General features: G+C 35.3%; 13 protein-coding genes. 5 read left to right on the top strand and 8 right to left on the bottom strand.

Going from position 1 to position 12,361, the window contains the following annotated elements; genetic code table 11:
- Window positions 1-7: 7 nt before the first annotated feature.
- Window positions 8-712: an ArsR family transcriptional regulator gene (locus GWJ01_RS07240; RefSeq protein ID WP_109402918.1), complete on the top strand. Its 705-nt coding sequence runs from the start codon at window positions 8-10 to the stop codon at window positions 710-712.
- Window positions 713-877: 165 nt separating this feature from the next.
- The gene (locus GWJ01_RS07235) at window positions 878-1,234 is read left to right on the top strand and encodes a DUF4186 domain-containing protein (protein WP_109402919.1); all 357 of its coding nucleotides are present in this window, start codon (window positions 878-880) and stop codon (window positions 1,232-1,234) included.
- Window positions 1,235-1,885: 651 nt separating this feature from the next.
- Here GWJ01_RS07235 and GWJ01_RS07230 read toward each other — a convergent pair.
- The 6 genes from GWJ01_RS07230 to GWJ01_RS07205 all read right to left on the bottom strand — a co-directional run bounded on the left by GWJ01_RS07230 (window position 1,886) and on the right by GWJ01_RS07205 (window position 7,611).
- Window positions 1,886-3,091 (bottom strand): aspartyl protease family protein, encoded by a 1,206-nt coding sequence (locus GWJ01_RS07230; protein ID WP_161710898.1) that lies wholly within the window; start codon window positions 3,089-3,091, stop codon window positions 1,886-1,888.
- Between the two features lie 202 nt (window positions 3,092-3,293).
- Window positions 3,294-3,746, bottom strand: a complete 453-nt coding sequence (gene arsC / locus GWJ01_RS07225; protein ID WP_161710897.1) for an arsenate reductase (glutaredoxin) — start codon at window positions 3,744-3,746, stop codon at window positions 3,294-3,296.
- A gap of 10 nt (window positions 3,747-3,756) precedes the next feature.
- Window positions 3,757-5,046: an arsenic transporter gene (locus GWJ01_RS07220; RefSeq protein WP_109402922.1), complete on the bottom strand. Its 1,290-nt coding sequence runs from the start codon at window positions 5,044-5,046 to the stop codon at window positions 3,757-3,759.
- A 50-nt stretch (window positions 5,047-5,096) separates the two neighbouring features.
- A complete protein-coding gene (gene arsA / locus GWJ01_RS07215; protein WP_161710896.1) occupies window positions 5,097-6,848 on the bottom strand; it encodes an arsenical pump-driving ATPase in 1,752 nt (583 codons plus the stop codon).
- A 12-nt stretch (window positions 6,849-6,860) separates the two neighbouring features.
- Window positions 6,861-7,229, bottom strand: a complete 369-nt coding sequence (gene arsD / locus GWJ01_RS07210; protein WP_161710895.1) for an arsenite efflux transporter metallochaperone ArsD — start codon at window positions 7,227-7,229, stop codon at window positions 6,861-6,863.
- 46 nt (window positions 7,230-7,275) lie between these two features.
- Entirely contained in the window at window positions 7,276-7,611 is a 336-nt protein-coding gene (locus GWJ01_RS07205) for a metalloregulator ArsR/SmtB family transcription factor (protein WP_098942931.1), read from the bottom strand.
- 259 nt (window positions 7,612-7,870) lie between these two features.
- Between GWJ01_RS07205 and dhaT the strand changes: the two genes are divergently transcribed.
- Window positions 7,871-9,034: a 1,3-propanediol dehydrogenase gene (dhaT, locus tag GWJ01_RS07200; RefSeq protein ID WP_109395491.1), complete on the top strand. Its 1,164-nt coding sequence runs from the start codon at window positions 7,871-7,873 to the stop codon at window positions 9,032-9,034.
- Window positions 9,035-9,111: 77 nt separating this feature from the next.
- On the opposite strand, the gene GWJ01_RS07195 is transcribed toward dhaT, so the two are convergent.
- Window positions 9,112-9,375: a hypothetical protein gene (locus GWJ01_RS07195; protein WP_161710894.1), complete on the bottom strand. Its 264-nt coding sequence runs from the start codon at window positions 9,373-9,375 to the stop codon at window positions 9,112-9,114.
- Between the two features lie 214 nt (window positions 9,376-9,589).
- On the bottom strand, window positions 9,590-10,576 hold the full coding sequence (gene tehA / locus GWJ01_RS07190) for a dicarboxylate transporter/tellurite-resistance protein TehA (RefSeq protein ID WP_161710893.1): 987 nt from the start codon (window positions 10,574-10,576) through the stop codon (window positions 9,590-9,592).
- 231 nt (window positions 10,577-10,807) lie between these two features.
- On the opposite strand from tehA, the gene osmB reads away from it, so the two are divergent.
- Together osmB and ydfG are read left to right on the top strand one after the other, a co-directional pair.
- The gene (osmB, locus tag GWJ01_RS07185) at window positions 10,808-11,029 is read left to right on the top strand and encodes an osmotically-inducible lipoprotein OsmB (protein WP_006536908.1); all 222 of its coding nucleotides are present in this window, start codon (window positions 10,808-10,810) and stop codon (window positions 11,027-11,029) included.
- Window positions 11,030-11,560: 531 nt separating this feature from the next.
- A complete protein-coding gene (gene ydfG / locus GWJ01_RS07180; RefSeq protein ID WP_088495659.1) occupies window positions 11,561-12,310 on the top strand; it encodes a bifunctional NADP-dependent 3-hydroxy acid dehydrogenase/3-hydroxypropionate dehydrogenase YdfG in 750 nt (249 codons plus the stop codon).
- Window positions 12,311-12,361: the final 51 nt, after the last annotated feature.

Raw genomic sequence — 12,361 nt, 5'->3', positions numbered from 1 at the left:
ATTTAAAATGGCTAAATCAGAAATAAAATCAGAATATCAACACACCGTAGAGTCAGCAATCGCTGCTGTTGGTGCAGCGATTGCTGATATTTCCAGAGTCAAAATATTGTGCGCATTAATGGACGGAAGGGCGTGGACAGCAACAGAACTAGGTATCGTAGCTGATATCTCTGCTTCTACAGCAAGCAGCCATTTATCCAAATTACTCAGTAGTGGGCTTATTTCTGTAATATCTCAAGGTAAATACCGTTATTTTCGATTAGCTAACGATGATATTGCCAAAGTTATTGAAAATTTAATGAGTTTTTCTACCGAGCATATTTCACAAGCTAAAATTACAACCCCAAAAAACTTAAGGAAAGCGCGAACTTGCTATAATCATTTAGCAGGTGAAGTTGCTGTCGATATTTACGATTCACTTTGTCAGCAAAAATGGATAACAGAAGATGGCTACGCTATCACAACGCTAGGTCTTGAGCGATTCAAAAATATGGGAATTGAATTTCAAGCAAAGCATTCTCGCAATATTTGCTGCCCATGTTTAGATTGGAGTGAGCGTCGTTTTCATTTAGGCGGACAAATTGGTGCTATTTTTCTTAATTACACAGAAGCACAAGCATGGTTAACACGACATCAAGGATATAGAGAAGTGACTATCAGCGAGAAAGGTTATAAAGCGTTGGCTCAACACTTTAATATAGAAAAGAGATAAAGTGTATTTTTATCCAATGAAGCATTTTATTCTCTTCATGGTGATAGGAGATAACCACATTTAGTAATTTTATCTACCATCAATGTTTGGGTAATAAACTAAAATATATGTGATTGTAAGCTATCTACTATAAGCGTACGATCATTGTTTTAGGTGGCAAATTTAATGAATAATATAGACCTTTTATTTAACAGATTATCCAAATCAACTTTTCGACAAAAGTTTAAATTAGGGCCAAAAGAGCGACAATACTGTATTGATAAAGGCCCTGATACCATCGATCAACACGCTTTAGATTTTATTCAAAAACGCTTAGCTGCTGAAGAACCCAAAAATGATGGTAAACAAACCCCAATGCGAGGGCATCCTGTGTTTATTGCTCAGCATGCCACTGCGACTTGTTGTCGCGGATGTTTAAAAACCTGGTATGGTATAGAAAAACATCGTCAATTAACGGAAGAAGAACAAACATATATTGTTCAAATAATTCATCGTTGGCTAGTTAATCAAATGAATTCTTAAATTAATCAATAGAGTTAGATAATACGTTTCTTAACATGTATCTGGGCAAGAGGGCTTTAAAGCTAAATCCTTGAAAAGATCCATCTCATGATAGTTGTTTATTGATTATTACATTCAATTTAACATAATATACATTATGCGAACCTTAGTATCTAAATACGGATAGGCACTGAAATCTCTGTTTTGGTCTGGTAATTATGCTGATTCATTCTTAACTTAAAGCTTATTCGCCAATGCTTTTTCTAGATCTTGAATATAGGTTTTCTGTCTTTTCTTCAGATACCACTTCACTAAGGGTTTTAATAAAATCTTTTTGGATATCACGACTTCCGTAAAGTCGATTTCAGTAATTCCATTACCAGAAGTAAAAACACCAATCTAGGTAGTTTACAAAGTGCTAATTTTTATCCAATATGTCTAATGAAAACAATCAGAACGTATAATCAATAAACATATTGATTCGCACAATGCACTCTATGTGTAAAGACGCCCCTTCACCATTCCGGCAAGCTTCATCCCTATTCTACCGGAATGGTTCAGAACGATTTTGTAACATACTTTGTTCTAGATCTTATCGGTTTTAGATTTTCTAACCTAAGCCTTGCATCTAAACAAGGCTTAAGACCTTATATTAACACAACATGTGGTTGGCTAAAATTTAACTTCAATCAATTGGTTTTGTCTAAGAATACTTAACGTCACTTGGCCTTTTGGTAAGGTATTTATCTTATTTTTAACTTCAAGCACTGCATTCTTAGGATATTTGACTCCATTAACACTAATTATTATATCTCCATTTTTTAAGTTAAACTCTGACAATACACTCTCTTTGTTATAAAATAGCTCTATATTATTATTAAAAGTTCTTAGATTTATATTTCTAAATTTTTGTAAGAGAGGTTTTGGTGGTTTAGCTAAGTTATAACAGAGTAACATTCTATCTGGAGATATTAAATATTGTTCAAAAGAGTCTAAGGTTGACATTCCAATAGCAAAAGAGTTGTTCATATTTTCAGAAAAAATCTGATTTACAATCAAACTATCTCTTAATCTAAATTCTTTTATAAGATATTGCTTTTCTTTTTTCTCATTTAAACCAGAAAAATCGATAGACATTTGATTATCAAATTGATCTATCGGGGTCAATTCCATAAAGCTATTTAAATATTCAATGAATTCACCACTCATGTAATTAACTCTAGAACCAGTATCTAGTACCATTGAAACATACGTTTCATCAGAAAAGTACACATAGAAAGAAGGTGAAGAAAGAGTATAATCACCATATGGAATACAATGTTCATAATTATCTACACTTGGAGGATTATCATATAAGACTAATGTTTTATTTTTATTATCGACATACCAGTTTACTCTTCTAAATATATCAACGCCTAAAACACCTGATATATCTTCCCCTACAACTTCAGATAATGATTTCAAATCATTTGAAACCCAAAAATCACCGCCATTAAAATACTTATTACCTATATGGAAAGGAATTGAGTGAACAAAATCAATATCACTTAATAATTTGATATCACTAACAGTTTTTACATTACTAAAATACTCTTTATAAGGATCTGGCATCCCCTTCAATTTATGAGTAAATTTATCTGCTAAACGCTTATCAATGATAGATGAAGATGAGCCCGTATCTAACAAAAATGTATATGTTTCACCTTTTATAACAACAGGGACCAAAATATAATTAACATATTGCTCTTTAAATGAATGAGTCAAAATAGGATCGTCATTTTTTGCGTTATTAGAGCAGCCCGTTATAGTAAAAATAAAGAAAAGGGCCATTATATTAAAATTTTTTCTTATAAAAATATTAAAAATTATGTTTTTCATTTCTATATACCACCATTATCTAATTTGACTAAATATAAATTTATAACATATAAGAAAAACAGTATATTCACTATAAAAAAAATAAAAATTAATTAAACTTAATTATTGCCATTATTCTAATATACTCTATGTATAAATACATAGAAAAACTAAGACCTCAATTTTTATCTAATATATTAGATTGGATTTTTAAACATAATACCTATTCATCGTTAATTTTTCTAATTCTCTCCAATATTATCTTTTTTAGATTACTTTTCGCTAATTCTGTATTTATTAAAAAAAAAGCCACTTTTTGCTTTTTCGGTAAAATATCTAAAACAACTTCAGAAGGTCGACATAATCGCGTTCCCAATGGTGTCACAACAATAGGTCTATTGATTAATATTGGATATTGCAGCATATAATCAATAAGTTGCTCATCAGTCGCATTAATATTATCAAGTTCTAATTTATCATAGGGTTCAACATTCTTTCGTAATAATGCCCTAACCGAAATTCCCATATCAGTGATGAGTTTCTCTAAAACATGCTTAGAGGGTGGCGTATCAAGATAAAGGATAATTTCAGGCTCTACACCACTGTTGCGTATCATTTCAAGCGTATTTCGTGAAGTACCACAATTGGGATTGTGATAAATTACAATGTGATTCATATTGTCACCACTAATTCATTAATATCAGTCTAAGCGCTAATGCAACCAATGTTACTGTTAGCACTGGGATGGTCATAACAATGCCCGTTTTAAAATAATATCCCCATGTAATGGTCATATTTTTTTGCGACAAAACATGTAGCCACAATAATGTCGCTAAACTTCCTATTGGCGTAATTTTGGGGCCCAAATCAGCACCAATTACATTGGCATAAATCATTGCCTCTTTAATTAACCCCGTAGCATTACTGCCTTCAATGGATAAGGCACCAACAAGAACTGTTGGCATATTGTTCATAATTGATGATAGAAATGCGGTGATATATCCCGTTCCTAAAGTTGCAACCCATACACCTTTGCTTGATAGAAAATCGAGAATTTCTGACAGATATTGAGTCAAACCCGCATTACGTAATCCATAAACAACAAGGTACATGCCAAGGGAAAAAATCACGATTTGCCAAGGCGCTCCTCGTAAAACTTTTCGAGTATTTATCGTCTTTCCTTGTGCTGCGATAAACCACAGAATTACGGCACCAACCGTAGCAATGGCACTAATTGGAATTCCCAAAGGTTCCAATATAAAAAAGCCAAATAATAAAAGAAGTAATACCAACCAACCTGCTTTAAATGTTTTTACATCTTTAATTACTGTCGCAGGTACCGCTAATTTAGAGATGTCATATTGCTGAGGAATATCTTTGCGGAAAAACCAATGCAACATAATTAATGTCGCGATAATAGCGGCAATATCAACGGGGATCATCACTGAAGCATATTCTGTAAAACCGATATTAAAGAAATCAGCAGAGATGATATTGACTAAGTTTGAAACAATTAAAGGTAAGCTTGCTGTATCTGCAATAAATCCTGCTGCCATAACAAAAGCTAGTGTTGTACCTTTACTAAACCCAAGCGCTAACAACATTGCGATCACAATAGGTGTTAAAATAAGTGCAGCACCGTCATTGGCAAAAAGTGCCGCAACGGATGCCCCTAGCAAGATAATATAGCTAAATAAAAAACGACCTTTTCCACCGCCCCATTTTGCAATATGAAGCGCAGCCCATTCAAAGAAGCCGCTTTCATCAAGAATAAGGCTAATGATAATAACAGCAACAAATGTCGCGGTTGCATTCCAGACAATATTCCAAACCACAGGAATATCTTGGAGATTAATGACACCTAGTAATAGTGCTATTAATGCCCCGATTGTTGCACTCCAACCAATCCCTAATCCTTTAGGCTGCCAAATAACAAAAGTAATTGTTAGAACAAATATTAATACTGCAATAAACATAAAAACCTCTTTTAGAAGGCTCATTGAGAGCCTTCTACCAGAAAATAAAATTAATCAGCCAGTTTACTCAACGCATCAACACCGATAGGCTCATGTTCTTGTAATGGAACAATCGCTACTCGTTTTGCCAATGAAGTGATGACTTTTTTAATCTGAGGTATTTCCTGTTCAGCTCGAGAAAGTAACAGTGGTGACGTTGTTTTTGTCGCAGATAAACTGTTATTAATGATCCAAGCCCATGGATGAATATCAGCTCTTATTAAATCATTCTGTAAGTTTTCAGCCTCAAGAACAGGGGTTGTTTCAGCGAGTGTAGTGATAATGACTTTTGTACGTTTTGGATCTTGTAATTGCATCATTGGTGTGAGGAAATGCCCTTTTTCACCCATTTTTTTAGCAATTTCTTTGTGATAAGCCCCTGTGGCATCCAATAAAAGTAATGTATGACCTGTAGGTGCGGTGTCCATAATGACAAATCGTTTTCCCGCCTCTCGGATTATTCGAGAAAAAGCTTGGAATACTGCAATTTCTTCAGTACATGGTGATCGTAAATCTTCCTCTAACAGTGCACGCCCTTGTGCATCAAGATCTTTACCTTTTGTTTCTAATACATAATTGCGGTAACGCTCTGTTTCTACAACGGGATCTATGCGGCTGATTTGTAAATTTGGCAAATCCCCATTTAATGTATTTTCTAGATGAGCCGCCGGATCTGACGTGGTTAAATGAACGTCGGCGCCTGATTCTGCTAGCTTAACCGCAATAGCTGCCGCTATTGTTGTTTTTCCTACCCCTCCCTTGCCCATCAGCATAACCAAACCCTGTTTTTGTACAGCAATTTCGTTTACTAATGATGACAATGTGGGCAATGTTAAATCACTCTCTAACTGTTCAGTTGTCGATAACACTTGCTCTTTATTAGATAAAAGCTGATTTAATGCTTCAATACCCACCATATTACGTACACGAAGCATAAGCATATCGGTTGGTAATGTACGAAGAACCTCAGGCATCTTTTGTATTGCGGTTTGTTCTCTTAAATAAAGGGCTTTAGACAATTTATCATCGTTAGAAATAGCTGATTTAGGAAAAATACCATTAATGATTAATTGTTGATTTGTTATACCAAGATTGGAAAGTTCATTATAGGTACGAGCAACTTCTCGAAGAGCGGCTGATTGAGGTCGAGCAACGAGTATTAAACGCGTGAGCTGTTTGTTACTAAGTGCATCGACAGCCATACTATATTGCTCACGTTGTTTTTCCAGCCCAGACATAGGACCAAGGCAAGACGCGCCATCAGGGTTATCACTAATAAAATCATTCCAAGCTCCAGGCAATTGTAATAACCTAATTGTGTGGCCAGTTGGTGCAGTATCAAAGATGATGTGATCGAATTTATCCGTAATCTCTTTATTTGTTAGCAGCCCTGTAAATTCATCAAATGCAGCTATTTCTGTGGTACAAGCGCCTGATAATTGCTCTGCAATACTTTGAATAACCGCTTCAGGTAAACTATCTTTAATTGGGGTAATAATTTTATTTCGATACTCTTCTGCAGCAGCTTGCGGGTCTATTTCTATAGCTGAAAGATTGGGTACTAGCGTAATTTGTTTAATGCTATTACCAATATTTTGTGAAAATACTTGCCCAATATTTGAAGCAGGATCTGTACTGACTAATAAGACTTTTTTTTCTTCCTCTGCTAATTTAATGGCTGTTGCACACGAAATAGATGTCTTACCTACACCACCTTTTCCAGTAAAAAAAAGATAATTTGGTGTATTTTCTAAAAATTTCACAGTCTTTCTCCTTTAGCAACAACCGTCATTGTTTCCACAACAATGGGTTTTGATAGTGGGTTTATTGTCATTTGTATAATTAATACCAAACCATCTAGCTAATTCATTACGTTTTGGGTAGCGCCCGGTTAAGACAACTTCACCATTAAGTAAAATAAGAGGTAATGATCCTGCACCTGCGGTTTCAAGAAAGGTTTTTGCTTTTGAATTATTAACAAACTCCATAGGCTCTTGCCCTAAATTAAAACGTCGAATATTCGCTCCTTGCTTTTTTAACCAATCAACATCGGTTGCAAAATCAACTAATGCTTGATCGATATCGGTACCACACACACCAGTGCTACAACATAATGCAGGATCAAAGACTTCTAACTTTTTCATATCGACACCTCATATCTGTTTTTTCATATATGTTTAATTAAAAAATTTATTCAGAACAACAGATAGCCGTTTCTTTCTTTTCTATAGATTGAAGCAAACCTGCTATTTTATTTTTCTCTGTCTCATAGGTGACTTCAATAATATTTTTCACCCAAGGTAATAATGTTGGAGACAAACGATAGTGAACCCATTTCCCATGCTTAGAATCAAGTAATAGTCCACTTTCCCGTAACATAGCTAGGTGACGAGACGTTTTGGGTTGGGATAAATTTAGGGCAGTATAGATGTCACAAACACACAACTCACCAGATGCTTTTAGTAGCAACACAATATCTAGCCTTGTTTGATCACTTAATACCTTAAACAATTGCAACGGTTCCATATTTGCTCCTTTCTTTGATAAGCTTCAACGTACACCTAAAATATATATCCGTCAAACCATATGTGTTTTGTTCGTTATTTTTACTTAACTCCCCCTCTTAAAGAAAGCACATCCTGTTGACTTATATCAAACGAACCAAAGTTAAACGAACCGATTCACCTTATTGATTCGTTACGTCCTTGACTTAATAACCTATGGAGGGAAAATGCACTAATACTTTAATTTATCTGAATAATAATCTGATATTGGAAGGTTTATCATGAGCTATCGTATGTTTGATTACTTGGTACCGAATGTTAACTTTTTTGGTCCAGGTGCTATCTCTGTTGTTGGCGAACGTTGCAAATTATTGGGTGGTAAAAAAGCCCTGCTGGTAACGGATAAAGGTCTACGAGCAATAAAAGATGGCGCCGTAGATAAAACTATCGGTTATCTAAAAGAAGCGGGTATTGATGTTGTCGTATTTGATGGCACTGAACCTAACCCCAAAGACACTAATGTGCTTGAAGGTCTCGCAATGTTCCGCAAAGAACAATGCGACATGATAATTACTGTGGGTGGCGGTAGCCCACATGACTGTGGTAAAGGCATTGGTATCGCAGCTACTCATGAGGGCGATCTTTATAATTATGCAGGTATTGAAACACTAACAAATCCACTTCCACCGATTATTGCAGTAAACACAACTGCCGGTACAGCAAGTGAAGTCACTCGCCACTGTGTTCTGACCAATACCAAAACTAAAGTTAAATTTGTTATTGTAAGCTGGCGTAACCTCCCTTCTGTTTCTATTAACGACCCACTGTTAATGCTGGGTAAACCAGCAGGACTGACTGCCGCAACGGGTATGGATGCGTTAACTCACGCAGTTGAAGCTTATATTTCTAAAGATGCAAACCCCGTCACTGATGCTTCAGCGATCCAAGCAATTCGTTTAATTTCTCGTAACTTGCGTCAAGCTGTAGCCTTAGGGACAAATCTAAAAGCTCGTGAAAATATGGCTTATGCTTCACTTTTAGCAGGAATGGCATTTAATAACGCTAATCTTGGTTACGTTCATGCAATGGCTCACCAATTAGGTGGTTTATATGATATGCCACATGGCGTAGCTAATGCGGTGCTATTACCACATGTACTGCGTTATAACCTGATTGCTAACCCAGAAAAATTTGCAGATATTGCTGAGTTTATGGGTGAAAACATCACAGGGTTATCAGTGATGGATGCGGCGGAACGCGCTATTGTGGCTATCGCTCGTCTATCTGCGGATATTGGTATTCCGCAACATTTAGGTGAATTAGGTGTGAAAGAGTCTGATTTCCCATATATGGCAGAAATGGCACTTAAAGACGGTAATGCATTCTCTAATCCTCGTAAAGGTAATGAAAAAGAGATCATTGAGATTTTCCGTCAAGCATTTTAAGGTTTCAGTATATGACCCGTTAATAATATTGTGTTAACGGGTTTTTTAACAATTTATACATCACAAATCCTATCCGTTTAAAATTCTTTCCATTTTTTTTTATATTCTAATGGTACTAATTCTTTGTTATAAACTCTATCGTGATAAATAACTCGTCCATCAAATCGCCGTTGAGTCACTATTGCAACACCGGTATCAAAAATGGCTTGACTCCAATCTTCTTTAATTAAACCTCTTCGCCATAAGCGGTAATATCGATTTACTTGTGACTCTAATTTATTCTCTTTTAAAATAACCGATAATGGTGCAAATAGTTGTTGTGAACGGTGATATTTTTCCATCAGCCAGCGTTTATTTTTTTAATTAACTTTCTTTTCATCGTTATTAGCTCTATTTCCCTTTATATTATTCTTATCTTAAAGTAACTTCTTGAAAAAGAAATGAAGATTTGTATTATGGGTCCCTCTGGAGCAGAAAAAACAACATTATCTAAGCAACTTGAAAATAAAAAGAGTCTAAATAATTTTGTTTAGGCTCTCTTTGTTTTTATGTTCATTAAAGTGCTTTAGATGGACAACATAATTGTTTTAGTCCTTTAAAAACCCATAATAGTGAATGCCAAATCAGTAATAAAATAATTAAATTAGCGAAGATAAATAGTGCTGTTGAGAGTAACTGCATAAAATGACTATTGGATGTCATACTTATATTTAATGAAGCCTTTGCCAATGCAGATACACCGAAAGAGAAACTCCAAAAAGGTAATGAAAACGGCTGTTTAACAAACCAAGGAATTAATCTCACCATAAACAGAAGCTGTAAAAGACCATAGCCTAATAACATTTTAGCGAAGAAGTCGATATGATTGTCATTGATAGCCAAGTAAGCGCTACAAGCAACTAAAGCAGGTGCTAATTGAATACCAAATGATAGTCGTGATTTTTCATCCATTAATCCTTCACTGCGTATTCTTTTTAAAATCGCGGGTTCTAAACTTAACCAAGAAAATACACCGGCACCGAAAAATAAAACCCCTAGATCATTAAAACCCAATGCACCACATGCCATAGTGCAAATAAAATTATTCGCGACTGTGGGTAAATATAAGACGGGTGTTGTCGCCATTTTAGGATATTCGCCCTTCCATTGATAACCAATCAACCAACTGGAATACCCTAACTGAGCAATTGCTCCGATGCTAAACAGTATCAGAGAAAATAATGGTAAATATGGGCTTATCCCTATCGAGACTAAGACTGTCGTTGCGGGAAATAAACTAATAAATCCACTGGCAACTGGATGTTTAATATCCTCAATAATTGCTTGTCGATGAAATAGCCATTTACTCAGCAAAAATAGTGTAAGTGTTAACCAAACCAAGCAACCTACACCAATAAATATTTCACCAATATAAGATGGATAGTTGTGCTCCTTTGCTGCATATCGCCACGCCATTCCCGTACCAATCATCCCTAATACAACACCAAAATAACCCGATGCAAATTGTGAAGAGAGTTTTTTTAATTTATTTATCAATATCATATTGTTACATTAACTCATATAAATGACATAATACATTGATGCTTTTCTTCTGAGCATCAAATAATAATATAGATAATAAAATTTACTTTGATTAAATGCATTTAAAATATATGTTATGAGCATTAACTCATTTTTTAAGAGTTTTCTCCCCATTGTTCCCGAATATTCCGATCCCAGTATAAATACGATAGGTTTATTTTTATATTGTCCTTTACATCGGAGTTTATAAAAATGAATATCACGTTAAAAAAGATTGGAACACTGTGTGTCGCTTCTGTTCTGCTTTTTTCACTTGCGGGCTGTTCTAGCATGACAAAACGCGACCGTAATACAGCAATTGGTGCCGGCGCAGGTGCTATCGGTGGCGCTATTTTAACTGATGGTAGCGCATTAGGCACCATTGGCGGCGGTGTCTTAGGTGGCGTTATTGGCCATCAAGTTGGTAAAAAATAACCGTTCTTTTCATATTCTGCTAGACTGAGTTTATATTTTTTCGACTCAGTCTAGCACCGAGTCGCAATAAGATAATCTGCATTTATTTTGGTGTGACATGAACAAATCGTTTCTCTCTCAATTAAAAAAAACCATCGAAGTTTTATATAAGTCGTTTAGCGATTTAATTCACATCCTAGTGACCTTTATTTTGTGTTACTTCTGTTTTCTTTTATCACCCACACTGGCGATTGCTGTAATTGGTAGCATCATTATTATTATCACTATGTTCTTACTTAGTTTATTTGTTTTACCGTGATACTAGGCTTTAGCTTTATCTTCCTTGTTTTTAATAAAAAAATCGACTAAATAACCACCTCTTGTTCTTTCAGTTAAAAACAAAAATACAGGTTATTATTAAAGATAAAAATCTTTCATATAAGAAAAGGATCTGGTTTTTAGCCTGATTTATCACAAAGCCGATTTTTAAACTTGACTCTTTCTAGTGATAGCCTTTTACTTTCAACTATTATAACTATCGAGGGTAATTACATGATTATTTTTATCACGGGTGCTTCCGCCGGCTTTGGTGAAGCCATTGCTCGCCATTTTATCAGCCACGGACACAAAGTTATTGGTACTGCTCGTCGTTTGGATAAACTTAATAACTTGCATAAAGAGCTAGGCGAGCAATTTTATCCATTACAGTTAGATGTTACAGATAAAAAAGCAGTCAGCGAGATTTACACTCAATTACCAGAGAAGTGGCGTGAAATTGACGTATTAGTCAATAATGCAGGCTTAGCCCTAGGTTTAAATACCGCCGATAAAGCTAACCTTGATGACTGGGATACGATGATCGAGACAAATAATAAAGGTTTGGTTCATGTCACTCGCGCTATTCTTCCTTTTATGGTTGAAAGAAATAAAGGTCATGTTATTAATATCAGCTCAACAGCCGCCTCTTGGCCTTATATGGGCGGTAATGTTTATGGCGCCACTAAAGCGTTTGTTAAGCAATTTAGTTTAGGATTGCGTGCTGATCTCCAAGGTAAAAAAGTTCGTGTCACCGATATCGAACCTGGTCTTGTTGGTGGTACAGAGTTTTCATTAGTTCGTTTTAAAGGTGATAGTGATAAAGTTGAGCAAACTTATGCCAATGCAAATGCATTAACGCCTGAAGATGTCGCAGAAGCGGTATATTGGACAGCGACATTACCTGCTCATGTAAATATTAATACTTTAGAAATGATGCCTGTAAGTCAGTCATTTGCAGGATTAAGTGTTCATCGTCAAAACTAAACGCACTGAAAACACATTTTTTATTAAGGTATCAGCTATAATTATTAAGAT

It is taken from the genome of Proteus sp. G2618 (genome assembly GCF_009915995.1).
GTDB lineage: Bacteria > Pseudomonadota > Gammaproteobacteria > Enterobacterales > Enterobacteriaceae > Proteus > Proteus terrae.
The sequence above is the reverse complement of the archived record's forward strand: the minus strand, read 5'-3'. Positions and strand labels throughout refer to the sequence as shown.

What these genes read in the sequence shown, in the direction of transcription:
- GWJ01_RS07195 (WP_161710894.1), bottom strand. Translation starts at nt 9,375, where the DNA reads ATGGAAAAATATCACCGTTCACAACAACTATTTGCACCATTATCGGTT.
- tehA (WP_161710893.1), bottom strand. Translation starts at nt 10,576, where the DNA reads ATGATATTGATAAATAAATTAAAAAAACTCTCTTCACAATTTGCATCG.
- GWJ01_RS07240 (WP_109402918.1), top strand. Translation starts at nt 8, where the DNA reads ATGGCTAAATCAGAAATAAAATCAGAATATCAACACACCGTAGAGTCA.
- GWJ01_RS07235 (WP_109402919.1), top strand. Translation starts at nt 878, where the DNA reads ATGAATAATATAGACCTTTTATTTAACAGATTATCCAAATCAACTTTT.
- dhaT (WP_109395491.1), top strand. Translation starts at nt 7,871, where the DNA reads ATGAGCTATCGTATGTTTGATTACTTGGTACCGAATGTTAACTTTTTT.
- arsC (WP_161710897.1), bottom strand. Translation starts at nt 3,746, where the DNA reads ATGAATCACATTGTAATTTATCACAATCCCAATTGTGGTACTTCACGA.
- ydfG (WP_088495659.1), top strand. Translation starts at nt 11,561, where the DNA reads ATGATTATTTTTATCACGGGTGCTTCCGCCGGCTTTGGTGAAGCCATT.
- GWJ01_RS07205 (WP_098942931.1), bottom strand. Translation starts at nt 7,611, where the DNA reads ATGGAACCGTTGCAATTGTTTAAGGTATTAAGTGATCAAACAAGGCTA.
- GWJ01_RS07230 (WP_161710898.1), bottom strand. Translation starts at nt 3,091, where the DNA reads ATGAAAAACATAATTTTTAATATTTTTATAAGAAAAAATTTTAATATA.
- arsD (WP_161710895.1), bottom strand. Translation starts at nt 7,229, where the DNA reads ATGAAAAAGTTAGAAGTCTTTGATCCTGCATTATGTTGTAGCACTGGT.
- osmB (WP_006536908.1), top strand. Translation starts at nt 10,808, where the DNA reads ATGAATATCACGTTAAAAAAGATTGGAACACTGTGTGTCGCTTCTGTT.
- GWJ01_RS07220 (WP_109402922.1), bottom strand. Translation starts at nt 5,046, where the DNA reads ATGTTTATTGCAGTATTAATATTTGTTCTAACAATTACTTTTGTTATT.